The organism is Azonexus sp. IMCC34839 (assembly GCF_047047955.1).
In the GTDB taxonomy this organism is placed as follows: domain Bacteria; phylum Pseudomonadota; class Gammaproteobacteria; order Burkholderiales; family Rhodocyclaceae; genus Azonexus.
The window spans coordinates 2,765,975-2,789,193 of the sequence record NZ_CP150631.1 but is presented as its reverse complement, the minus strand read 5'-3'; the positions used below and the strand labels follow the sequence as shown (position 1 = coordinate 2,789,193).

At 62.5% G+C, this 23,219-nt stretch carries 24 protein-coding genes; 9 read left to right on the top strand and 15 right to left on the bottom strand.

The window, feature by feature from the left end; all coding sequences use genetic code 11:
- Window positions 1-8: 8 nt before the first annotated feature.
- From WIF35_RS13555 to WIF35_RS13540, 4 genes are read right to left on the bottom strand one after another with little or no spacing between them, the layout of a single operon-like run.
- Window positions 9-644, bottom strand: a complete 636-nt coding sequence (locus WIF35_RS13555; RefSeq protein ID WP_412478749.1) for an SPOR domain-containing protein — start codon at window positions 642-644, stop codon at window positions 9-11.
- Window positions 645-669: 25 nt separating this feature from the next.
- Entirely contained in the window at window positions 670-2,433 is a 1,764-nt protein-coding gene (gene argS / locus WIF35_RS13550) for an arginine--tRNA ligase (RefSeq protein ID WP_412478748.1), read from the bottom strand.
- A gap of 47 nt (window positions 2,434-2,480) precedes the next feature.
- Complete coding sequence (locus WIF35_RS13545; protein WP_412478747.1) at window positions 2,481-2,990, bottom strand: DNA-deoxyinosine glycosylase; 510 nt, start codon at window positions 2,988-2,990, stop codon at window positions 2,481-2,483.
- Window positions 2,991-3,001: 11 nt separating this feature from the next.
- A complete protein-coding gene (locus WIF35_RS13540; protein WP_412478746.1) occupies window positions 3,002-4,522 on the bottom strand; it encodes a diguanylate cyclase in 1,521 nt (506 codons plus the stop codon).
- A gap of 214 nt (window positions 4,523-4,736) precedes the next feature.
- Between WIF35_RS13540 and ubiB the strand changes: the two genes are divergently transcribed.
- From ubiB to WIF35_RS13525, 3 genes are all read left to right on the top strand, one after another.
- Complete coding sequence (gene ubiB, locus WIF35_RS13535) at window positions 4,737-6,257, top strand: ubiquinone biosynthesis regulatory protein kinase UbiB (RefSeq protein ID WP_412478745.1); 1,521 nt, start codon at window positions 4,737-4,739, stop codon at window positions 6,255-6,257.
- 4 nt (window positions 6,258-6,261) lie between these two features.
- Window positions 6,262-9,540 (top strand): SNF2-related protein, encoded by a 3,279-nt coding sequence (locus WIF35_RS13530; protein ID WP_412478744.1) that lies wholly within the window; start codon window positions 6,262-6,264, stop codon window positions 9,538-9,540.
- Between the two features lie 80 nt (window positions 9,541-9,620).
- A complete protein-coding gene (locus tag WIF35_RS13525) occupies window positions 9,621-10,061 on the top strand; it encodes a DUF302 domain-containing protein (RefSeq protein WP_412478743.1) in 441 nt (146 codons plus the stop codon).
- Between the two features lie 9 nt (window positions 10,062-10,070).
- Here the strand turns inward: WIF35_RS13525 and pncC are convergent, their stop codons facing one another.
- Window positions 10,071-10,574 carry a nicotinamide-nucleotide amidase gene (gene pncC / locus WIF35_RS13520; protein ID WP_412478742.1) on the bottom strand — a complete coding sequence of 168 codons (504 nt, stop codon included), beginning with the start codon at window positions 10,572-10,574 and terminating at the stop codon, window positions 10,071-10,073.
- A 159-nt stretch (window positions 10,575-10,733) separates the two neighbouring features.
- Here pncC and WIF35_RS13515 point away from each other — a divergent pair, with 159 nt between their 5' ends.
- Both WIF35_RS13515 and WIF35_RS13510 read left to right on the top strand, forming a co-directional pair.
- Complete coding sequence (locus tag WIF35_RS13515) at window positions 10,734-10,916, top strand: hypothetical protein (RefSeq protein WP_412478741.1); 183 nt, start codon at window positions 10,734-10,736, stop codon at window positions 10,914-10,916.
- A 316-nt stretch (window positions 10,917-11,232) separates the two neighbouring features.
- The gene (locus WIF35_RS13510) at window positions 11,233-11,676 is read left to right on the top strand and encodes a c-type cytochrome (protein WP_412478740.1); all 444 of its coding nucleotides are present in this window, start codon (window positions 11,233-11,235) and stop codon (window positions 11,674-11,676) included.
- Between the two features lie 81 nt (window positions 11,677-11,757).
- On the opposite strand, the gene WIF35_RS13505 is transcribed toward WIF35_RS13510, so the two are convergent.
- The 5 genes from WIF35_RS13505 to WIF35_RS13485 form a co-directional block, all read right to left on the bottom strand.
- On the bottom strand, window positions 11,758-13,749 hold the full coding sequence (locus tag WIF35_RS13505) for a UvrD-helicase domain-containing protein (RefSeq protein WP_412478739.1): 1,992 nt from the start codon (window positions 13,747-13,749) through the stop codon (window positions 11,758-11,760).
- Between the two features lie 116 nt (window positions 13,750-13,865).
- Entirely contained in the window at window positions 13,866-14,186 is a 321-nt protein-coding gene (locus WIF35_RS13500; RefSeq protein WP_412478738.1) for a hypothetical protein, read from the bottom strand.
- A 48-nt stretch (window positions 14,187-14,234) separates the two neighbouring features.
- Window positions 14,235-14,921, bottom strand: coding sequence for a DUF4197 domain-containing protein (locus tag WIF35_RS13495; RefSeq protein WP_412478737.1), 687 nt, complete (start codon window positions 14,919-14,921; stop codon window positions 14,235-14,237).
- A gap of 11 nt (window positions 14,922-14,932) precedes the next feature.
- Complete coding sequence (locus WIF35_RS13490) at window positions 14,933-16,069, bottom strand: PilT/PilU family type 4a pilus ATPase (RefSeq protein ID WP_412478736.1); 1,137 nt, start codon at window positions 16,067-16,069, stop codon at window positions 14,933-14,935.
- A 33-nt stretch (window positions 16,070-16,102) separates the two neighbouring features.
- Window positions 16,103-17,146: a type IV pilus twitching motility protein PilT gene (locus tag WIF35_RS13485; protein WP_412478735.1), complete on the bottom strand. Its 1,044-nt coding sequence runs from the start codon at window positions 17,144-17,146 to the stop codon at window positions 16,103-16,105.
- Between the two features lie 56 nt (window positions 17,147-17,202).
- Here WIF35_RS13485 and WIF35_RS13480 point away from each other — a divergent pair, with 56 nt between their 5' ends.
- From WIF35_RS13480 to WIF35_RS13465, 4 genes are read left to right on the top strand one after another with little or no spacing between them, the layout of a single operon-like run.
- The gene (locus tag WIF35_RS13480) at window positions 17,203-17,892 is read left to right on the top strand and encodes a YggS family pyridoxal phosphate-dependent enzyme (RefSeq protein WP_412478734.1); all 690 of its coding nucleotides are present in this window, start codon (window positions 17,203-17,205) and stop codon (window positions 17,890-17,892) included.
- Entirely contained in the window at window positions 17,889-18,701 is an 813-nt protein-coding gene (proC, locus tag WIF35_RS13475; protein WP_412478733.1) for a pyrroline-5-carboxylate reductase, read from the top strand. The genes WIF35_RS13480 and proC overlap by 4 nt, the downstream gene beginning before the upstream one ends.
- Window positions 18,701-19,234, top strand: coding sequence for a YggT family protein (locus WIF35_RS13470; RefSeq protein WP_412478732.1), 534 nt, complete (start codon window positions 18,701-18,703; stop codon window positions 19,232-19,234). Before proC ends, WIF35_RS13470 begins: the two co-directional genes overlap by 1 nt.
- Window positions 19,231-19,527, top strand: a complete 297-nt coding sequence (locus WIF35_RS13465) for a DUF167 domain-containing protein (RefSeq protein WP_412478731.1) — start codon at window positions 19,231-19,233, stop codon at window positions 19,525-19,527. The genes WIF35_RS13470 and WIF35_RS13465 overlap by 4 nt, the downstream gene beginning before the upstream one ends.
- On the opposite strand, the gene WIF35_RS13460 is transcribed toward WIF35_RS13465, so the two are convergent.
- Genes WIF35_RS13460 through WIF35_RS13440 form a run of 5 tightly spaced genes read right to left on the bottom strand, consistent with a single transcriptional unit; the run spans window position 19,515 to window position 23,205 of the window.
- Entirely contained in the window at window positions 19,515-20,765 is a 1,251-nt protein-coding gene (locus WIF35_RS13460) for a dihydroorotase (RefSeq protein WP_412478730.1), read from the bottom strand. The two genes, WIF35_RS13465 and WIF35_RS13460, sit on opposite strands and share 13 nt — an antisense overlap.
- Before the next feature lie 4 nt (window positions 20,766-20,769).
- Window positions 20,770-21,729 (bottom strand): aspartate carbamoyltransferase catalytic subunit, encoded by a 960-nt coding sequence (locus tag WIF35_RS13455; RefSeq protein WP_412478729.1) that lies wholly within the window; start codon window positions 21,727-21,729, stop codon window positions 20,770-20,772.
- On the bottom strand, window positions 21,722-22,228 hold the full coding sequence (gene pyrR, locus WIF35_RS13450) for a bifunctional pyr operon transcriptional regulator/uracil phosphoribosyltransferase PyrR (protein ID WP_412478728.1): 507 nt from the start codon (window positions 22,226-22,228) through the stop codon (window positions 21,722-21,724). Before pyrR ends, WIF35_RS13455 begins: the two co-directional genes overlap by 8 nt.
- Window positions 22,203-22,637, bottom strand: coding sequence for a Holliday junction resolvase RuvX (gene ruvX, locus WIF35_RS13445; RefSeq protein WP_412478727.1), 435 nt, complete (start codon window positions 22,635-22,637; stop codon window positions 22,203-22,205). Before ruvX ends, pyrR begins: the two co-directional genes overlap by 26 nt.
- Before the next feature lie 7 nt (window positions 22,638-22,644).
- The gene (locus tag WIF35_RS13440) at window positions 22,645-23,205 is read right to left on the bottom strand and encodes a YqgE/AlgH family protein (RefSeq protein ID WP_412478726.1); all 561 of its coding nucleotides are present in this window, start codon (window positions 23,203-23,205) and stop codon (window positions 22,645-22,647) included.
- Window positions 23,206-23,219 lie beyond the last annotated feature (14 nt).

Below are 23,219 nucleotides of genomic sequence, written 5' to 3'. Positions count from 1 at the left end.
TGCGCTCCTTATTTGGCGAGTTGGGCTTCGATGCCGGATTTGGCAAGCTCGGCCCGGACTTTGTTCAATTCTTCGATCTTGGTGTAGGGACCAACGCGGACGCGGTAGAAGGTCTTGTCCTGGATCATCACCTGCTGGACGACCGCTTCATGTCCCATGAAAGCCAGCTTGGCCTTCTGGTTGTCGGCATCCTGCGCCGTGCTGAAGGAACCGGCCTGCAGGAAGAGCGGCGTCTTGCTCTCCTTGGACTCTTCCTTCTTCGGCTCTTCCTTCTTGGCGTCCTTGCCCTCTTCCTTCTTCGCTTCTTCCTTGGCGACTGGCTTGCCGTTCTTGTCCGGCACCGCGTCGGCCTTACCCGGCAGGATGTCGTAGAACTGGAAGCGCTTCTCCGGCACCGGATCGCCCGGCTTGCCCGGCAGCGCCATCGGTTGTTGCGGCTGGCCATTGGCGGCCTGCTTGCCCGGTGCACCATCCTGCTGCTTGGCCGGCGTCTGCACCTTCTCGACGAAGGGCAGCGGCGACTTGTTCAGGTACCAGACGACGCCAGCGGCCATCGCCACACCGAGCACGAGGCCGATGAACATGCCGATCAGCGTGCCGCCGCCGGATTTTTTCTTGGACGGCTGGGTCTTGCGGGGTTTCATGTCACGGCTCATCGCGAACTTTTCCTTACATGGATTCGGGGCAGCTGACGCCGAGGATGGCCATGCCGTTGCGGATCACCTGGCGCACGGCGGCAGCCAGGGCGACGCGGGCATCGCGCAGCTTTTCGTCGTCCACCAGCATGCGTTCGGCGTTGTACCAGCCATGGAATTCGCCCGCCAGATCCTTCAGGTAGAAGGCGATGGAGTGCGGGGCGAGATCGCGCGCGGCGGTTTCCACCACTTCGCGGAACTGGGCCAGCTGGTTGGCGATGGTCAATTCACGCTCGTTGGCCAGCAGCGACAGGTCGGCATCGGCCAGCGTGGCCAGATCGCCGCTCCACTGGTTGATCACGGAGCAGACGCGGGCGTGGGCGTACTGGATGTAATAGACCGGGTTCTCGTTGGTCTGGCTCTTGGCCAGATCGAGGTCGAAATCGAGGTGCTGGTCCGACTTGCGCAGGGCGTAGAAGAAGCGGCAGGCATCGTTGCCGACTTCGCGACGCAATTCGCGCAGGGTGACGAACTCGCCGGAGCGGGTCGACATCGAGGCCTTCTGGCCATTGCGATAGAGCACGGCGAACTGGACCAGCGCGACGTGCAGCTTGTCGGAATTCAGGTCGAGCGCCTTGATCGCGCCGGTGACACGCGGGATGTAGCCGTGGTGGTCGGCGCCCCAGATGTTGATGACCTTGTCGAAGCCGCGCTCGAACTTGTTAAGGTGGTAGGCGATGTCGGAGGCGAAATAGGTGTACAGGCCGTTTTCGCGCTGGACGACGCGGTCCTTCTCGTCGCCAAAGGCAGTGGATTTGAACCACTTCGCGCCGTTCTGCACGTAAACGTGGCCCTTCTCTTCGAGCAGGGCGACGCAGCGGGCGACCAGGCCGGTGTCGTAGAGCGACTTCTCGGAATACCAGACTTCGAATTCGACGCCGAATTCCTTCAGGTCGTCGCGGCAGTCTTCCAGCTGTTCGTTCAGCGCGTGCTGATGGACGTAATGCCAGTCACCGCCGAGCAGTTCCTTGGCCCTGGCGATCAACGCATCGAGGTGCAATTCGCGTTGCTGTTTGGCTTCGTCGTCGGCACGACCGGCTTCCGGCAGGCCCGGCGTACCGGCGATCACGTCGGCGGCGGCGCGGACGAACTTATCGCCGTGAGCGACCGTCATCTGCTTGGCCATTTCGCGCACGTAGTCGCCCTGGTAGGCGTTCGGCGGGAATTGCACGGTCTGGCCATGCTGGTCGAGGTAGCGCAACCAGGTCGACAGGCCGAGGATGTCCATCTGACGGCCGGCGTCATTGACGTAATACTCGCGCGTCACATCCCAGCCGGCAAAAGAGAGCAGGCTGGACAGCGAGGCGCCGTAGGCGGCGCCGCGGCCGTGGCCGACGTGCAGCGGGCCGGTCGGGTTGGCTGAGACGAACTCGACCTGGACCTTCTGCTTGCCGCCGGCGGTGGAGCGACCGAAAGCGGCGCCTTCGGTCAGCACGTTCTTGACGACGCCGGTCTTGGTGCCGGCATCGAGCTTGAAATTGATGAAGCCGGCACCAGCCACTTCGGCGCTGGTCACCAGCGACGACACCGGCAATTCGGCAACGAGCTGGTTGGCGATCTCGCGCGGATTCTTCTTCAGCGCCTTGGCCAGCTGCATCGCGAGGTTGGTCGCGAAGTCGCCGTGCGACGGGTCGCGCGGGCGTTCGAGCTGGATAGCGGTATCGGTTGCGGTCGGGGCAACGCTGGCCAGAGCCTGTTGCAATAGGGCGGTCAGCTGGGCTTTAACGTCTTGGGCCATTGATTTTTGGCGAAAAAAGCAAAAGCGCGATTATACGCTGCCCGCCCTCACTTCGCTGGCGGCTCGACGATGACCCGCCAGGCGGCCAGCTTCTCGGCATAGCCGCGCGCGGCATGGGCCGGGCTGGTCGAGGGCAGGCGACCATAGCTCAGCTCGAGGTTTTTCACCTGCGGCAAGACGTGACGGCGGAAATTGGTCTCGGCCGCGCCACCATTGAAGAAAACACGATCAATGCTGCGGTGCACGGCCAAAAAAGCCGAAAAATCATTGGCCATCACCGACTCGCCGACAATGGCCGAATCCAGGCTGCCCGGCCGATGGCACTCGGCGATCACATCCCATAAGGCAATGCCGGCAGCTTTCAGCTTTTCCAGACGCTGGGCGTAGGGCAAATCCGGCCCGGCACCGACCAGGTCGCCCATGATGCGCCAGAAGGCGTTGCGCGGATGGGCGTAGTATTGGTGCGCCGCCAGCGAAGCCGCCCCCGGCATGCTGCCGAGGATCAGGACACGCGCCGAACTGTCCGCCACCGGCGGAAAACTTTGGGCCAGACTCATGGAACCGTAAATCAGCCGGCGATGACGCGATTCTTGCCCGCGCGCTTGGCGAGGTACATCGCCTTGTCGGCCCGCTTGATCGCATCCGCCCCGGTTTCTTCCGGCGTCAGTTGAGCGACACCGGCGCTGAAGGTGATCAGCACCTTCTGGTTGCCGGTCAGGAAAATCGCCTTGGTCAGTTCGCGCTGCAGGCGGACCATGGCCTCGACGCCCTGTTCGACATTGGTATCAGGCATCAGAATGACGAATTCCTCGCCGCCGTAACGAGCCAGCGTGTCGGTCGGCCGCATCGAGCCTCGAGCGATGGTGGCCAGGTGGATCAGCGCCTGATCGCCCGCCTCATGGCCGAGTTCATCGTTCAGCTTCTTGAAATTGTCGAGGTCGAGCAAGGCGAGCGAGAGCGGCGTATCCTTCCGCCGCATGCTGGCGATTTCGCGGGCCAGCGCTTCGTCCAAGCCTTTGCGGTTCAGGGCATCGGTCAGCGGATCATGGCGAGCGAGCGCGCTGGCGTTATCCAGTTCCAGATGCAACTGGACAAGTTCGGCCTCGGTCGCCAGCACCCTTTCCTGCAGGGCACTCAGTTCCTCACGGGACTTGGACGTTTCTTCCGCCATGGAACGCGTCGCGGCAATGACGTCCTTGAGTAGCGGCGCCAAATCCTCGATGCGCTTCACCTGTTCGATCTGGCGCGCGCTGTCCTCGATGCGCCCCTGAAAGGTCGTACTCGATTCGTTGATATTGGCCAGACGCTGGATAAAGGCGGCCAGCATCTGGCGCATCTCTTCCTGCGCTTCGACCGAACGTTGCTTGGCGACGCTCTGCTTCTGCATGACGTCGCGCAGGCGGCGCTCCATTTCATCGAGGTGACGCAAGGTGATCGGTGGCACGACGACGGCCAGCAAACCGTCGACCTGGCCTTTCAGCCAACTGTCGTCGAGACTCAGTTCCCCGATGTTTTCGATGATCAGGTGCAACAGCTTGAGCAAGGAGCCCTTGATCTCGACCTGCTCTTCCGCAGCGATCAATACCTGGTGTGTCAGGCGCCCCAGCGCCTCTTGCAATTGGGTCAAATCCAGGCCGGGCTGCCGGAGTGCCTGTAGCAACTCGCCCGAATATTCGACGACTCGCTCGTTGTCCTCGCCCAGCGCCGGCAGGACTCCTTCGACAAAACGTGCCAGACGTTGGGCGAACTCAGGCGAGACGCCCGGCAGATGGAGCGGCATCGCATCGCGTACGGCCGGCGCCGGCTCTGCCTCAATGAAGGCCAGCAAAGCCTCCTGCACCGCCTGCCAACTACGCTTGCCGATCGCCAGGTCCAGTTGTTCAAGGCATTTCTGCTGTACCTCGCCTTTTGCCACCAAGGCCAAGGCGATCTGGCGTAACGGGGGCTCGGGAAAGGGGGTGATATTCGGTAGTTTGGCGATCTCGTTGTAGCAGGCCTGATAGTTGGCCGGCGTTGGCGACAAATTGCGCGCAACGAGCTGCTTGAATGCCTCCCGGGCAATCTCGGACGGATTTTTGGTCTCGCTCATGGATCGTTCGGCAGTTCAAACATGGGTGGGCTGAAATATTAAATTTGCGAGGTGAGTTTAACGCAATGCAGCTTGGATAACACGAGTCGTATTTGCTTAAGGCAACATTTTTCGCACATTGTCCCAAAGGACAAATCTGCCCGCCACAATGGCAGAGCGCGTGTTAGCATTTCCGTTTTGCTTCGTTGGCCGGACACCCGGTCTTGCCGTCATCATGCGTCTGCTTCGCCTGCTCAAGATCGCCTCGGTCGCCAGCCGCTTCGGCCTGGACGAGATGGTGCTCGAACACGAGCCGAGCGGTCGCCTGGTCCGCCTGGCCAATGCCCTACAGTTCTGGCGCGACCTCTCGGCGCCACGCGCCGTTCGTCTGCGTCTGGCGCTCGAAGCCCTCGGTCCCATTTTCGTCAAGTTCGGCCAGGTGCTATCCACCCGGCGCGACCTGATGCCGCCGGATATCGCCGACGAACTGGCCAAACTGCAGGACCGCGTACCGCCCTTCGACTCCGAACTGGCGCTGAAGGAAATCGAGAAGGCCTACGGCCGCCCGGCGCATGAGGTCTTTGCCGAATTCGACCCGACGCCGGTCGCCTCCGCTTCCATCGCCCAAGTGCATTTCGCCAAGCTACGCGATGAGGACGGTGGGCACGAAGTCGCCGTCAAGATCCTGCGCCCCAACATGCTCTCGGTCATCGAGCACGATCTGGCGCTGATGGACAGTTTCGCGCTGCTCCTGGAAAAACTGTGGTCCGACGGCAAGCGCCTGAAGCCGCGCGAAGTGGTTGCCGAATTCGCCAAATACCTGCGCGACGAGCTCGACCTGATGCGCGAAGCCGCCAACGCTTCGCAGCTGCGCCGCAATTTCACCGACTCCACCCTGCTCATCGTGCCCGAAGTGCATTGGGACTTCTGCACCTCGACCGTCATGGTCATGGAGCGCATGAAGGGCGTGCCGATTTCGCAGACGGAGCGCCTGATCGCCGACGGCATCGACATGAAGAAACTGTCCGCCGCCGGCGTCGAGATTTTCTTCACGCAGGTTTTCCGCGACGGCTTCTTCCATGCCGACATGCACCCGGGCAACATCTTCGTCGCCCCGGACGGCCGTTACATCGCGCTCGACTTCGGCATCGTCGGCACGCTGACCGACACCGACAAGAACTACCTGGCGCAGAACTTCCTCGCCTTCTTCCGCCGCGACTACAAACGCGTCGCCGAAGCGCACATCGAATCGGGCTGGGCGCCGAAAGACACCCGTGTCGACGAGTTCGAGGCCGCCATCCGCGCCGTCTGCGAGCCGATCTTCGATCGCCCGCTGAAAGACATCTCCTTCGGCAAGGTATTGCTGCGCCTGTTCCAGACCTCGCGCCGCTTCAATGTCGAAATCCAGCCGCAACTGGTCATGTTGCAGAAGACTCTGCTCAACATCGAAGGCCTGGGCCGCCAGCTCGACCCTGAACTCGACCTGTGGAAAACCGCCAAGCCCTTCCTCGAGCGCTGGATGAGCGAGCAGGTCGGCTGGCGCGGCCTGATCAACACCTTCAAGCACGAAGCGCCCTATCTGGCCCGCACCATCCCGCAACTGCCCCGCCTGGTGCATCAGGCCCTGGCGCAGCCGGCCCGCGCCGACCTGCAGCCGCAGATCGAGCTTTTGATCGCCACTCAGCGCCAGCAGAATCGCTGGCTCGCCATCATCGCGCTGCTGCTGACGCTGCTCGTCGCCAGCTTGTTTGCCTGACGGCATGACTCTCGTCACCCTCGAAGACTTCTCCGAAGAACACCTGGCCGAATGGTTCGGCGAGGCGGATATCGCCCGCGCCCGGCCCTATGTCGATCTGGTGCAGGAACTCGAAAGCGACGGCGACAAGATTTCCGCCCTGGTTCCCGGCTCGGCCAGCGAGCCTTACCGCGTCCAGGTCTGCCTGAGCCAGGATCAGAACGGCGAAATGCAGCCGCTGAGCCGTTGCACCTGCCAGCAAGGCAAGCAGTGCAAGCACGTCATCGCCGTGTTGCTGCGCGCCATCGACGAACGCGCACCGCAACCCGCCGCCAGCGTGAGCGCCCTGTCCTGGTTGGAAGACCTGCGCCGCGCTTCGCTCGCCGTCGCCAAGAAAAAGGCCCGCCCGCCCAGCGCCCGCCAGCAGTTGTTCTACGTGCTGAAATGGTCGCCCGACCGCCGCCACTTCGGCATCGAGATTCGCAAGGGCAAGTATCCGGACAGTGCCGAGGAATGGTGGAAAATCGACCGCGCCCTCACCGTGCGGCCGCAGTTCGCCAGCGACGAGGACATGGAAATCCTGCGCCTTATCTGGGCCGAACGCGGCCAGGCCACTGGCCTGCGCGCCTTCAGCCTGAGCCGCACACACGGTGCGGAACTGCTGCAGCGTATCGCCGAAACGCGGCGCCTCTATTCCAGCGACGACCTGTCGTTGCCCCTGCACGCCGGCGCCACGCGCCCGGCCAGCATCGGCTGGCAGATCGACGGTTCAGGCCTGCAACGCCCCTACCTGAAGCCGGAGCCGACGGCGGAACTGACCATCCCGGTCGATCCGCCGTGGTACATCGACCTGACCGAGGGCGAGGCCGGGCCACTCGATGTCGGCAGCAACCCGGCACTGATCCAGCATCTCTTCTCCCTGCCCCCGTTATCGGCGGAAGAAGCGGCGCGCGTCGCCGAGGCCCTGTCCGAGCAGGCACCCGACCTGGCGCTGCCGACCGCCGACGTGGCCGCCCGCCTGCGCCTGATCGACGCGCCGCTGCAACCCGTGTTGCAGCTGGACACGCTGTACACCCATGGCTACCAGACCTGGCGCGGCTACGAGCAGAACGCCAGCGGCGGCCCCTTCGACATCGCCCGCGTCGTCTTCCGCTACGCCGATGCCGACATCCACCCGGGCGAAACGAACGAATTCGTTACCCTGCCGGATGGCGAGACCGTACGCTTGCAGCGGCGGACCGAGGCCGAACAGGCGGCACTTGCCGAACTGACGCTACGCGGCCTGCAAGCCATCCCGCGCGAAATCCTCTACACCTTCGGCAGCCCGCCGGAAGGTATCTTTGGCCTGGCCAACGAAGCGGCCTGGGTCGCCTTCATGCAGAACACCCTGCCGGAGTTGCAGGCTGCCGGCTGGGGCATCGAATTCCCTGAAGACTTCCGCCATCACATGGTCGAAGTCGACGGCTGGGAAGCCGATCTGTACGAGGCCGACAACGGCTGGTTCAACCTCGACATGGGCATCATCGTCGAAGGCCAGCGTCTGCCGCTCGCACCCCTGCTGGCCGGCCTGTTCAAGCGCGATCCGCGCTGGCTGGACAGTTTCGAACTGATCCGCATCGCCGACGACGACCCGGTCGAGCTGCAAACCCCGGCCGGCAAGCGCTTGCGCGTCACGGCCGGGCGGGTCAAGCCGCTGGCCATGACGCTGATCGACCTGTTCGACGGTTTCAACGGCGGCCCGATGCTGCGTCTGTCGCGCTTCGACGCTCCACGTCTGGCCGCACTGACCGACACCAGCCGCTGGCAATTCCGCGGCCAGAATGACGTGATGGCGCTGGCTGAGCGTCTGCAGGCGGCCCAGGGCATCCGCGACATCGCCCCGCCGGCCGGCCTCAAGCTCGACTTGCGTCCCTACCAGAAGGAAGGCTTGGCCTGGCTGCAGTTCCTGCGCGAGCACCACCTGTCCGGCATCCTCGCCGACGACATGGGCCTCGGCAAGACAGCGCAGACGCTGGCTCACCTGCTGCTGGAAAAGGAAGCCGGTCGTCTCGACCAGCCGGCGCTGATCATCCTGCCGACCTCGTTGATCTTCAACTGGAAGAGCGAAGCCGCCCGCTTCGCGCCTGACCTGCGCGTGCTCTCGCTGCATGGTCCGGAACGCAAATCCCGCTTTGCCGAAATCTCGCAGCACGACGTGGTGTTGACCACCTACCCGCTGCTCTGGCGCGATGCCGACGAGTTGATGCAGCACAGCTACCACCTGCTCATCCTCGACGAGGCGCAGACGGTCAAGAACGCCCAGAGTCAGAGCGCCGAGGCCGTGCGCAAGCTGAGCGCCCGCCACCGCCTGTGCCTGACCGGCACGCCGCTGGAAAACCACCTGGGCGAGCTATGGAGCCAATTCGACTTCCTGCTGCCGGGCTTCCTCGGCAGTGCCAAACAGTTCAATCGCTACTGGCGTACACCCATCGAAAAACAGGGCGATGCCGAACGACGCGATCTGCTGGCCAGCCGCATCCGCCCCTTCATCCTGCGCCGCAAGAAGGAAGACGTGGCGCAGGAACTGCCGCCGAAAACCATCATCGTGCGTAGCGTCGAACTCGAAGGCAGTCAGCGCGACCTGTATGAAACGGTACGGGCGGCGATGGACGCCAAGGTGCGCGACGAAATCGCCAGCAAGGGCTTCGCGCGCAGCCAGATCGTCATCCTCGACGCCCTGCTCAAGCTGCGCCAGGTCTGCTGCGACCCACGCCTCGTCCGCGCCAACGCCGCGCGCAAGGTCGGCGAGCGGGCCAAGCTCGACCTGCTGATGGCCATGCTACCGGAGCTGGTCGACGAAGGCCGGCGCATCCTCGTCTTCTCTCAATTCACCAGCATGCTGGCGCTGATCGAGGCCGAATTGCAGGCACTCGGCCTGAATTACTCGCTACTCACCGGCGACACGACCGACCGCGAGAAGCAGATCCAGCGCTTCCAGGATGGCGAAGTGCCGATCTTCCTGATCAGCCTGAAGGCCGGCGGCGTCGGCCTCAACCTGACGGCGGCCGACACCGTCATCCACTACGACCCGTGGTGGAACCCGGCCGTCGAAAACCAGGCGACCGACCGCGCCCACCGTCTCGGCCAGGACAAACCCGTGTTCGTTTACAAGCTGATCGTCAGCGGCAGTATCGAGGAAAAGATTCTCGCCCTGCAGGAACGCAAGGCCGAGTTGGCCGCCGGCATCCTGTCCGACGACCGCAACGTCGAAATCAAGTTCGGCAACGACGACCTCGCCGCCCTCTTCGCGCCCTTGCCGGGCTGAGCATTTTTGCCCATTTTGGGCAGTGCACCGCAGCAGGGGCTTAAAATGCCATCAGCTTATCCCGCCAACAAGGAATTTTCATGCGCCATCTGATTGCCAGCTTCTGCCTCGCTCTGCTCAGCGTCACCGCGATAGCCGATGGCTCCATGGAAAAAACCCAGGTCAAGGGCAGCTTCGATGAAACCAAGGAGGCGCTAGTCACTGCCATCGAGAATCGCGGCCTGGTCATCAACTACACCTCGCACATCGCCGACATGCTGGCCCGAACCGGTGCCGACCTCGGTGCCACGAAGAAGATCTACGATAAAGCCGAGATCATCGAATTCTGCTCGGCCGGCCTGTCGCGCAAGATGATGGAAACCGATCCGCATAACATCGTTTTCTGCCCCTTCGCCATCTCGGTCTATACGTTGCCTGGCCAGAACGGCAGCACCTGGATCGCCTACCGCAAACCGACGGGTTCGGCCGCCGGCATCGCCGGACCGCTACTGCGCGAATTGGTCCGCGAAGTCAGCCAATAAGGCGGCCGTTCAGGCCTGTAGCACCGCACCTTCGAGGCGCTCGATCAGCCCGCACAGGGCGTGGCGAACCGATTGCGCCCGCACGGCCGAGCGCTCTCCGGCGAAATGACAGGTCTGCGCCTCGCAGCCGCCCTCCTTGGCCGCCCAGGCAAAACAGACGGTACCAACCGGCTTCTCGGCTGAGCCACCACTCGGCCCTGCTATACCGGTGATTGCCACCGTCCAGTCGGCCCGGCTATGCGCCAGCGCACCCTGCGCCATCGCCCTTGCCGTCGCTTCCGAGACAGCACCGTGGCGCTCCAGTGTCGTTTCCGGCACACCAAGCATGTCGACCTTGGCGCCATTCGAATAGGTCACGAAACCGCGGTCGAACCAACCCGAACTACCGGCTATCGCGGTTACGCTCTGCGCCACCCAACCGCCGGTGCACGATTCCGCCGTCGCCAGCCATTCGCCGCGTTTCAGCAACAATTGACCGAGGCGCTCGGCCAGCGTTTCTAGTTCTTTGTCCATGCGGCATGCTAGCACGGCATAGCCACGACCGATTTAAGGCTGGCCCGAGTCATTTCGGTCAGGGAATTCCCTACTGTGGAAAACCGATATTGCAGTGCAACATGACTCACCTATACTGCCTGGCAGGATCACAAAGAATCCATAAAAGGAGTACAGCAAATGAGCGTCAAGGTTCACTATCGCATCACCCAGGATCGCGCCGGCATCCCGCAGGACTATACCGGCGCCCGGCACTTCTCCGCCGATCACGGCGACACCCTCGAGGATCTGGCTCGCGCCCAGTTGGCGGCGGACTACCAGATTCCGGAAAGCGCCGTCGAAATCCGCAGCATCGAACGCTGACGCGGAGGACTCGCTCCTCAGCGCGGACCAGCCGGGAATCCCCGGCTGCGTCTGCTTTTTGCCGAAAAAAGTCGGCAACTTGCCGACAACGGCCTACAACACTCCGCCTGTGCACATTCTGTTACACAAGGCTACGAAAGTACGACAGACGTATGGCGGCTCAATGCATAAACTGCAACTGTGCATTGAACCCCTCCTCTCGAAACTCCCCCTTTCGAGAATTTCAACCCCGCCGCGCGCGGGGTTTTTTTTGCGCTGCAACGTCGGGCTGCCGTTATAATTAGTGTTTTTCTTCAAACGCATTGGGGTCTTCGGCATGGCTGAACAACATTCTTCCAAGGGCATCATGTGGAAAACGATCGGCGTGGCGGTCGTTCTGATTGCCATTATCTATCCGCTCACCAACAAGTCCTTTAAGTCCGCCGCCGACAGCGGTGCCGGTAACGACGAAGCCGAAATGCGCATCCAACCCGTCGCCCAGTTCGAACTGGCCAAGGCAGCCCCAGCCGCCAGCGGCCCGAAGGATGGCGCCAGCATTTACAACACCGTTTGTGGCGCCTGCCACAACACCGGCGCGGCCGGCGCACCGAAGGTCGACGACAAGGGCGCCTGGGCGCCGCGCGTTGCCCAGGGCAAGGAAGCGCTGTACAAGAGCGCGCTGAACGGCAAGAACGCCATGCCGGCCAAGGGCGGCGCTGGCGATCTGTCCGACGCAGAAATCAAGGCCACCGTCGATTACATCCTGACCAAGGTCAAGTAATCCACCGGGTACCAACAAAAAAGGAGGCTGCGGCCTCCTTTTTTGTTGCCCGCACAATGACCGCTCGGCGGATGTGCTCGCTCAGCGTTTGTTGCCGGCCAACATCGCCTTCATCGCATCGAGGCGAGCACTACTTGTCGCCTTGTCCGGCGGCGCGGCATCCTTCCCCCCCAAGAAGCGTACGTCATCCTTGCCCATTTCGGCGATGAAGCGCGACGGCTCGCAGGGAATCAGTTCGCGTGCCTGCTTGCGCCGCTCACAGTAGGAAATGTGCAGCGAGTGCTGGGCGCGGGTGATGCCGACGTACATCAGCCGGCGCTCTTCCTGCAGCTTGGCCGGGTCGAGGGATTCCCGATGCGGCAGAATGCCCTCTTCGACACCGACCAGAAAGACGTGCTTGTATTCCAGGCCCTTGGAGGCATGCAGCGTCGAAAGCTGCACCGCGTCGATCTCATCGCTATCCTGTTTTTCCAGCATATTGATCAACGCGATGCTCTGCGTCATCTCGATCAGCGTCTTGCCGTCTTCCTCGCCCTTCTTGTTGATCCACTCGGCAAACTCGCAGACGTTAGCCCAGCGGTTCTGCGCCGTACGCTGCTCTTCCGCATCGTACAGGTAGGTTTCGTAATCGATGGCCTTCAACAGATCCGGCATGACCTGCTGCGCTGGCTCCTTGGTCGCCCGGTGCTGCATGCGGTTGATGAAGTGGCAGAACTCGAGCAAGGGCTCCAGCTGGCGTGCTGCCACGCGATGGGCGAAGCCCTCCTCGAACACGGCATGGAACAACGAGACATGCCGCTCGCCAGCATAGGTGCCGAGAGCCTGCAGCGTCGCCGCACCAATGCCACGCTTGGGCGTGGTGGCAGCGCGAATGAAGGCCGGATCATCGTCCTCGTTGGTGAGCAAGCGGAGATAGCTGGTGATGTCCTTGATTTCCGCCTTGTCGAAGAAGGACTGACCGCCAGACAGCAAGTAGGGAATCTTGTGGTTGCGCAAATGGGTTTCGAGCAGGCGCGCCTGGTGGTTGGAGCGGTAGAGGATGGCGTAATCCTTGAACTTGCTGCGCTGCTCGAAGCGATGCGCCTGCAGCTTCATAACCACGCCTTCAGCCTCGGCCTCGTTGTCGCGGCAGGCGGTGACGCTGATCTGGTCGCCGTGACCGAGTTCGGACCACAGCGTCTTGTCGAACAGCTTTTCGTTGTGCGCGATGACGTTGTTGGCCGCCTTCAGGATGCGCACGGTCGAGCGATAGTTCTGTTCCAGCTTGATGACCTTGAGCGCCGGGAATTCGGCCGGCAGTTTCCTCAGGTTATCGATGTCGGCGCCGCGCCAGCCGTAGATCGCCTGGTCGTCGTCGCCCACGGCCGTAAACTGGGCGCGCACGCCAGTCAGCAGCTTGAGCAACTGGTACTGGCAGGCGTTGGTGTCCTGGTATTCGTCAACCAGCAGGTAACGCAGGCGGTTCTGCCACTTGTCGGTGATTTCCGGATGTTCGGTGAAGAGCTTGACCGGCAAGCCGATCAAGTCGTCGAAATCGACGGCCTGGTAAGCCTTCAGCGTTGCTTCATAAGAGAGATAGGTGCCGGCGGCGAGCGCTTCATGCTCGTTGGTCGCCAGGTGACGCGCTGCCTCGGGCGTGACCAGGGCGTTCTTCCAGTTGGAAATGATCGACTGCAGGCGGCGCAGCGTCGCCTTGTCGACAGTCTTGGCACAGTCACCGATGATGCCCGCGCAATCGGCCGAATCGAAGATGGAGAAGCGCGGCTTGTAGCCTAGCGCCTTGGCCTCTTCGCGCAGGATGCGCACGCCCAGGGAGTGAAAGGTGGAAATCTGCAGCTCATTGGCCTGCGAAGACGACAGCAGCTTGCCGACACGCTCCTGCATTTCGCGCGCCGCCTTGTTGGTAAAGGTGATGGCTGCAATGTTGCGCGGCTGGAAGCCGCAGTCCTGCACCAGATAGGCGATTTTCTGCGTGATGACACGCGTTTTGCCCGAACCGGCGCCAGCGAGCACCAAGAGAGGCCCGTTCAGGTAATGGATCGCTTCGCGTTGCTGGGGATTGAGACCGGACATTGGAAAAGGCAGCGCCCCGGCAGGCGGGGCGCGTGCGAGTCATTCGATGGCTGGATTTTACCCCAGGGCTGAGGCGACGAAAAATGGCGTTTTGGGGCAGTGCACCGCAGCAGGTGTCAGGCGCTGTCGTCCACCGTATGCAACCCGCTGTTTTCGAGGACGGACACCCGAACCAACTGATCAGCCTGCGATCCGAGATCGACAATCTGGGCGGCCAGATGATGCGCCTGGTTTGCCACCGCATCGTTAGCCGCCGACTCTTGCGCGGCCTCCGGCTGCCCGGCCAACTCCTGCCGCAAGGAGCGCTGCCTGTCGTTTTCCAGGCCTTCGCTCGCTTCGACACGGCGGATGCGCTCGCCGGGAGCGGCTGCCAACCGCTCTGAAACGTCGCCCGAAGCGGGGTGATAACCGGCGGATTCGAATCGGTTGAGCTTCATATGGCCCTCCTGCCTTTCTCTACGGCAGGAAAGCCAACAAGCTTTAACTCAGAGCGCGCCGAAGACCTTCTTCAGCAGTTCGCTACCGGCGCCGATCGGGTTGTTGCGCAGCTTTTTCTCTTCCTCGGCAATCATCAGGAAGAGACCGTCCATCGCCTTCTGCGTGACATAACGGTCGATATCGGCATCCTTGGCGTCAATCAGGCCGGCGCTCGCTGCCTTGCCAGCGAAGGCGTTGTACTGATCGGCCAGTTGCAGCTTGCTGGTGGCTGCCTTGACGATGGGCAGGAACTTGGCGGTTAGTTGCTCGGTCGAGGTACGCTTGAAATACTGGGTCACGCTGTCCTCGCCGCCGGTCAGGATGCCCTTGGCGTCCTGCACGCTCATCTTCTTGATCGAGTCGGTCAGGATGGGCTTGGCTTCGGCGACCGCATTCTCGGCTGCGTGGTTCATCGTTTCGACCAGTTGGTCGGCCTGCTTGCCCATGCCGAACATGCGCAGGCCGGCTTCGGCCTTTTGCAGATAGCCGGGCAGCGGAATCTTCACCTTGCTGTTGCCGAGGAAGCCGTTATTGACGCCCAACGACGAAACCGCGTAATCCGCCCCCTTGGCCAAGGCCTCCTTGACCCCGGCACTGGCGTCACCGCTGGAAATGCCGTCCAGAGCAGCGGCGTGGGTGACTGCTGCGGTGCACAGCGTAAAAAGAGCAAAAACCAGATGGGCGAAACGGCGCATGGCAATCTCCCTCAGACGATATCGAGATGACCGATGCCGGTGGTCAGATCCTTGTCCTTCGACTCCTTGCCGTGCAGCTTGATCTGCAGGCGCAGGTCGTTGAGCGAATCGGCATTGCGCAGGGCATCTTCGTAGGTAATCTTGCCGGCCTCGTAGAGGTCGAACAGCGCCTGGTCGAAGGTCTGCATACCCAACTCGCGCGACTTCTTCATGATTTCCTTGATCTCGTGCACCTCGCCCTTAAAGATGAGATCAGAGATCAGCGGCGAATTGAGCATCACCTCGATGGCGGCGACGCGGCCCTTGCCATCCTTTTTCGGAATCAGGCGCTGCGACACCATGGCACGCAGGTTGAGCGACAGGTCCATCAGCAGTTGCGAACGACGCTCTTCCGGGAAGAAGTTGATGATGCGGTCAATTGCCTGGTTCGAGCTATTGGCGTGCAGCGTGGCCAGCGCCAAGTGGCCGGTTTCGGCAAAGGCAATGGCGTAATCCATCGTGTCGCGGTCGCGGATTTCACCCATCAGGATGACGTCCGGCGCCTGACGCAGCGTGTTCTTCAGCGCCGGGCCCCAATCATCCGTATCGACCCCGACCTCGCGCTGCGTGACGATGCAGTTCTTGTGGTCGTGCACGTATTCGATCGGGTCTTCGATCGTGATGATGTGACCGTAGGAATTCTCGTTGCGGTAATCGACCAGCGCCGCCAGCGAAGTCGTCTTACCGGTACCGGTGCCACCGACGAAGATGATCAGGCCGCGCTTGGTCATCGCCAGGTCCTTGATCACCGGCGGCAGCTGCAGTTCGTCGATAGTCGGGATGGTCATGTTGATCGTCCGGCAGACGACGCCGACGCGCCCCTGCTGGACCAGCGCATTGACGCGGAAACGCCCGATGCCCGACGGAGAAATCGCGAAGTTGCATTCCTTGGTCGCTTCGAACTCCGCGGCTTGGCGATCGTTCATGATGGCACGCGCCAGTTCGGCGGTGTGTTGTGCCGTCAGCACCTGATTCGACACCGGCGTGATCTTTCCGTCGATCTTGATCGCCGGCGGAAAGCCCGCCGTGATGAAGAGGTCGGAGCCCTTCTTCTGCGCCATCAGTCGCAGAAGATCGTGCATGAATTTCATTGCCTGATCGCGTTCCATGATTTCCCCTCGTTATTGTGCTCAGGCGGCCGATCAGGCCGGGAAAGCGTCCTTGTTGGCGGCACGCAGCTTGGCTTCGTTGCTGGACACGACATTGCGGCGGACCAGATCGATCAGGCACTGATCGAGTGTCTGCATGCCGAAGTTCTGGCCGGTCTGGATGGCCGAGTACATCTGCGCCACCTTGTTTTCACGGATCAGGTTACGGATGGCCGGCGTGCCGATCATGATCTCGTGCGCCGCGACCCGGCCGGAACCGTCCTTGGTCTTGAGCAGGGTTTGCGAAATGACCGCGCGCAGGGATTCGGACAACATCGAACGCACCATTTCCTTTTCCGCCGCCGGAAAGACGTCGACCACACGGTCGATGGTCTTGGCGGCCGACGAGGTATGCAGCGTACCGAACACCAAGTGGCCGGTTTCGGCCGCGGTCAGGGCCAGGCGGATAGTTTCCAGGTCGCGCATTTCACCGACCAGGATCACGTCCGGATCCTCACGCAGTGCCGAGCGTAGCGCATTGGAGAAGGACAGCGTATGCGGACCGACCTCGCGCTGGTTGATCAGGCACTTCTTGGACTCATGGACGAATTCGATCGGGTCCTCGACCGTCAGGATGTGACCATAATCGTTTTCGTTGATGTGGTTGATCATCGCCGCCAGCGTGGTCGATTTACCGGAACCGGTCGGCCCGGTGACCAGCACGATGCCGCGCGGAAACTCGGAAATTTCCTTGAAGATCTTCGGGCAGTTCAACTCTTCCAGCGTCAACACCTTGGACGGAATGGTCCGGAAAACGGCCCCCGCGCCACGCTGCTGGTTGAAAGCATTGACCCGGAAACGGGCCAGGTTGGGAATCTCGAAGGAAAAGTCGCACTCCAGCGTCTCTTCATACACCTTGCGCTGGCCGTCGTTCATGATGTCGTACACCATGCTGTGCACGTCCTTGTGCTCCATCGGCGGCAGGTTGATGCGGCGCACGTCACCGTGCACGCGGATCATCGGCGGCAAACCGGCCGAAAGGTGAAGGTCGGAAGCCTTGTTCTTGACGCTGAAGGCCAGCAGTTCGGTGATATCCATGAGGATCGTCCTCTGAGCGCGTGTATACTGGGATTGTTCGAAATTCCAAAAGGATTATGAGCGCAATCGCCAGCAACCTGCAAGCCGTCCGCCGCCGCATCGAAACAGCCGCTCAAGCCTGCGGTCGTGCGCCGGACGACATCGCCCTCCTCGCCGTCAGCAAGACCTGGCCGCTGGACTCCGTCCTGCAGGCAGCCGCTGCCGGACAACGGGCCTTCGGCGAAAACTATGTGCAGGAAGGCTGCGACAAGGCCATGGCAACTGCCGGGCAAGGACTCGAATGGCATTTCATCGGACCGCTGCAAAGCAACAAAACCCGTCCGGTGGCTGAGCATTTCGCCTGGGTGCACGGTATCGACCGCCTGAAGATCGCCGAACGCCTTTCGACACAACGTCCGGAACATCTGCCTCCACTGCAGGTCTGCGTGCAGGTCAATGTTTCCGGCGAAGCCAGCAAGAGCGGCTGCACGCTTGCCGAGGCACCGGCGCTCTGCCGCGCCGTCGCGGCTCTGCCGCACCTGCAATTGCGCGGGCTGATGGCCATCCCTGAGCCAGCCGACAACGAAGCGGCGCAGCGCGCGCCTTTCCGCGCCCTGCGCGAACTCTACGAACAACTGCGAACGAGCGGTCTGCCGCTCGACACGCTGTCCATGGGCATGTCCCATGATCTCGAAGCCGCCGTCGCCGAGGGCGCGACCATCGTCCGCATCGGCACGGCCATTTTTGGTGAAAGAAACTACGCATGAAAATCGTTTTCCTCGGCGGCGGCAACATGGCCAACGCCCTGATCGGCGGCATGTTGCAACAAGGCTTTGCCGCCTCCGACATCACCGTCATCGATCCGGGCGCCGAAGCCCGCCAGAAGCTGGCACAAACCTACGGTGTGCGCACGCTGGCCGCAGCCAGCGAGGCCGATAGCGCGGGCGATCTGCTGATGCTGGCGGTCAAACCGCAGCAGATGAAAGAGGCCGTCGCTCCGCTCGTCGCCAAAATGGGCGAAGCGCTGGTCGTCAGCATCGCCGCCGGTCTCGATATCGGTGCGCTCTCCCGCTTCTTGGGCGGCCATCGCAAGATCGTCCGCTGCATGCCGAACACCCCGGCGCTGATTGGCAAGGGCATCACCGGCCTGTGCGCTGCACCCGAGGTCGATGCCGCCGGCCGTGATGCCGCCGACCGTGTATTGAAGGCCGTCGGCACCACTGTCTGGATCGCCGACGAAGGCAAGATGGACGGTGTGACCGCCCTCTCCGGTAGCGGCCCGGCTTATGTCTTCCTGTTCATCGAGGCCATGCAGCAGGCTGCCGCCGAACTCGGCTTCACGCCCGAACAGGGGCGCCAGCTGGCCATCGAAACCGTCCAGGGCGCCGCCGCGTTGGCGGCTGCCTCGCCCGAACCAGCTTCGACCCTGCGCGAACGCGTCACCTCGAAAGGCGGCACGACCGAAGCCGCACTCAACAAGATGGCCGAGATGGGCGTCAAGGCCGGCATCGTCGCCGGCGTGAAGGCCGCCGAGGCACGCGGCCAGGAACTCGGCAAACTGCTCGGAGCCGCCTGATGCAAGCCCTCGCCTTCCTGCTCGATGCCGTCGTCAGCTTCTTCTGCACGCTCTTCATGCTGCGCTTCATGATGCAGACGATGCGCGTGTCGTTTGGCGGGCAGATCGGCGATTTCGTGGTCAAACTGACCAACTGGGCGGTCAAGCCGTTGCGCCGCGTCGTGCCCGGCTTTGGCGGATTCGATTGGGCCAGCCTGCTCGCCGCCCTCGCCCTGCAGCTTGCCTTGTCGGGCTTTCTGGTCGCCCTGGCCGGCCCGCTGGTCAGTGCCGAGCCCGGCCTGATCGCGCTGATGGCGGTCAAGTTCGCCTTGATCGCCCTGCTGCGCCTGGCCGTTTACATCATGATCGGCGCGCTGATCCTGCAAGCCGTGCTGTCCTGGGTCAATCCCTATTCGCCGTTGTCCGCCCCGGTCAATCAGCTGACTCGGCCAGTGCTCGACCCGATCCGGCGCATCCTGCCGCCGATTTCCGGCATCGACCTGTCACCATTGGTCGCCATCCTGCTGCTGCAGGCCTTGTTGATGCTGTTGTGAGCGAGTGGTTCAAGCAGGCGGCCGACGGTCGCCTGACCCTGACGCTGCACATCCAGCCGGGTGCCAAGAAAACAGAATTCGCCGGCCTGCACGGTGATGCGCTGAAAATCCGCCTCGCCGCTCCGCCGGTGGACGGCAAAGCGAACGAGGCTTTGATCCGCTTCGTTGCCGACCAACTCGGCTTGGCCAAGAGTGCCGTCAACCTCAAGAGCGGCCAGACCTCGCGGCGCAAGGTACTGGAAGTAATCGGGGCGACCGCCGAAGCCGTCGCCCGTTTTGCTCAGGCCGAGTAGACGAGGCGACCGCCGACCAGTGTCGCCTTGACCTTGCCCGTCATCATGTAGCCCAGCCACGGCGAGTTCTTGCCGCGGCTCTTCAGGGCTTCCGGCGTCAGCTGCCAGCTTTCCGCCGGATCGAACACGCAGACATCTGCCGTGCTACCGACAGCCAGCGTACCGGCTTCGATGCCCAAGACCTCGGCCGGGGCCGTGGTGATGCGCGCCAGGGCGTCCGGCAGGGCAACATGGGCCGCCTCCGCCCATTTCAGGGTCAGCGGCAACAACACTTCCAGTCCGGTCGCGCCCGGCTTGGCTTCGCCAAAGGGCAGCAGCTTGTCGTCGGCGCCGACCGGTGTGTGATCGGAGCAAATCGCCGCCAAACCCTCGGCGGCTGCGGTGGACAGCGCCAAACGGTCATTTTGCGAACGCAGCGGCGGCACGAAACGGGCATGCGGATTGAAATAGCCGATGTCGTTGTCGGTCAGCAGCAGGTGATGCACGCCGACGTCGCAGCTAATCGGCAAGCCTTCCTGGCGAGCGCGTTGAATCAGCGCCATGCCGGCGGCCGACGAGATGCGGGTGAGATGCACGCGACAACCGGTATCGCGCACCAGTTGGACGATGGTACCGACGGCGATGGTTTCTGCAGCAACCGGAATGCCGGCCAGACCGAGACGGCTGGCCACCTCGCCCTCATGGGCGATGCCGTTGCGCGACAACCAGTAGTCCTGCGGCTGCAGCCAGACGGCGAAACCGAGGGTAGCCGCGTACTCCATCGAGCGCAGCAGCGCTTCGGTGTCGACCACCGTCTTGCCCGCTTGCGAGAAGGCGACACAGCCCGCCTTCTTCAGGCCGGCCAGTTCGGCCAGACGTTCGCCCTTGAGGCCCAGCGTCAGAGCACCGAGCGGCAGCACGCGCGCCTTTCCGATTTCCTCGCCACGATGCACCAGGCGGTCGGCCAATTCCGGCTCATCGAGCGGAGGATCGGCATCCGGCGGCACGACGACGGAGGTCACACCACCGGCGACGGCTGCCGCCAGTTCGGCTTGAATGGAGTTGAGGCGGGCGCCGAGATCGATCAAGCCCGGACAAACGACACAGCCACTGGCGTCGATGCTCTGTTCGGCGACAAAGCCGTCCGGCTTCGTACCGATCGCGGCGACCTTGCCGTCGGCGATGAAAATTGCCGTTTTCGGCATGTCCACCGCAGCAGCGGGGTCGATGAAGCGGCCATTGGTGATTTCGATATTCATGTGCTCAATTCCCCGCAACAATGCTCATCACCGCCATGCGCACGGCGATACCGAAGGTGACCTGCGACAGGATCACCGCCTGCGGGCCGTCGGCGACGGCCGAGTGGATCTCGACGCCGCGGTTCATCGGCCCCGGATGCATCACGATGGCATCCGGCTTGGCCAGCGCCAGCTTCTGCGGCGTCAGGCCGTACAAGCGGAAGTATTCGCCAGCCGAAGGCAGCAGCGCACCGGTCATGCGCTCGTTCTGCAGGCGCAGCATGATGACCACGTCGCAATCCTTCAGGCCCTCTTCCATGTCGTGGTAAACATGCACGCCGAGCTTGTCGAGGTGTTTGGGCAGCAGGGTTTCCGGGCCGATGGCGCGAACTTCCGGCACGCCCAGCGTGGTCAGCGCATGGATGTCGGAGCGTGCCACGCGCGAATGCAGCAAGTCGCCGACGATGGCCACGCGCAACTGCGTGAAGTCCTTCTTGTAGTGGCGAATGGTGAACATGTCGAGCAAGCCCTGGGTCGGGTGACCATGGCGACCGTCGCCGGCATTGACGACGTGGATGTCGTCGCGACCGATACGGCGCAGATGCTCGCCGATCAGATAGGGCGCACCGCTCGAGGCATGGCGCACGACAAAGAGATTGGCATCCATCGCGCACAGGTTGTCGATGGTGTCGAGCAGGGTTTCGCCCTTGGCGGTGGAAGAGCGACCAATATCGAGGTTGATGACGTCGGCGGAGAGGCGCTTGGCGGCGATCTCGAAGGTCGTGCGTGTGCGCGTCGAGTTCTCGAAGAACAGGTTGAAAACGCTCTTTCCGCGCAGCAGCGGGACTTTCTTGACCTCGCGCGCCGACACTTCCATGAAGGATTCGGCGGTATCGAGAATCTGCGTCAGCACCGCCTTGGGCAGGCCCTCGGTAGACAGCAGGTGGATCAACTCGCCATTCTTGTTGAGTTGCGGATTATGCATTTTCGAGCCTCCAGGCCAGATCACCGTTTTCGCCGCGCGCCAGCACCAGGTTTTCGCCCTTGGCCAGGCTGACCTCCCAGACGCACCAGGTCGCCGCCACGGGCAATTCGCGCTCGCCGCGATCGGCCAGCACGGCCAGCGTGACCGAAGTTGGACGGCCGTAGTCGAACAGCTCGTTGATGGCCGCCCGCGTGGTACGGCCGGTGTAGAGCACATCGTCGATCAGGATGACGTGGCGACCTTCGACATCGAACGGAATCACGGTCGGGCGGCATTGCGGATGCAGGCCTTTCTCCGAGAAGTCGTCGCGATAGAAGGACACGTCAATCATGCCGATCTCTTCGCTCAAACCGAGGAGTTGCTTGAGGCGCTCGGCGATCCAGGCACCGCCGCTATAGATGCCGACCAGGGCTGGGTTATTGGCCAGCTGCGGGCGGATCAACTCAGCCAGCTGGCGACACTGCGCCTCGGCGTCAGGCAGGGGATTGAGGTTGGACATTCGGATTCTCGAACCAGGTTTGAAGAATGAGTTGGGCCGCCACGGCATCGAGCAGCGGCTTGGCGGATTTGGCGTTGCGCCCCGTCTCGCGCAGGCGCGCCTCGGCATCGAGCGAGGTCATGCGCTCGTCGGCATAAGAAACCGGCAGGGCGAATCTTCGCTGCAGGCGTTCACCGAACTTCTGTGCCAGGCGGGTCATTTCATGCGGTGTACCGTCGGCGTGGGTCGGCAGACCGACGACCAGACGCTCCGGCTGCCATTCGGCCACCAGCTTGCCGATGGCGGCAAAACGATCGTCGTTGGATTCGGCATGGATCACGGTCAGCGGGTGGGCACTGCCAAGCAAGGTTTCGCCGGTGGCGACACCGATACGTTTCTCGCCGAAATCGAAAGCCAGGACGGTTCCCATGCCCGCGTCAGGCGTGCCCGGCCACGTCGGACAACTGGGTAAAGCTGATGCCCAGTTTCTGCATCGCCGCCGGCAGGCGCTCTTCCGGGGGCAGTTCGAACAGGATGCTGCTCTTGGCCGGCACCGTCAGCCAGGAGTTCTGTGCCAGTTCGTCTTCCAGTTGGCCGGCATCCCAGCCGGCATAGCCCAGCGTGACGAGGATTTCGCCAGGCGTGCCGCTGGCCGCTACCGAGGCAAGAATGTCGCGCGAACTGGTCAAGCCAACCTCACCGCTGATACGCAGCGTGGATTGCCAAGTGCCAAGCGGCCGGTGCAGCACGAAGCCGCGATCCAGTTGTACTGGGCCGCCGAAATAGACCGGCAGATCGCCCAGCTTCTCGTCTTCGAGCTTGATATCGATCTTGTCGAACAAACCCGCCAGGTTCATGTCGATGGGGCGATTGACGATAATGCCCAAGGCACCGTTTTCGTTGTGCTCGCAGATGTAAACCAGGGCGTTGGAGAAATACGGGTCTTCCAGCGTCGGCATCGCGATCAGGAAGTTATCGGTGAGGTTTACACTGTCCATGCCCCGAATTTTAA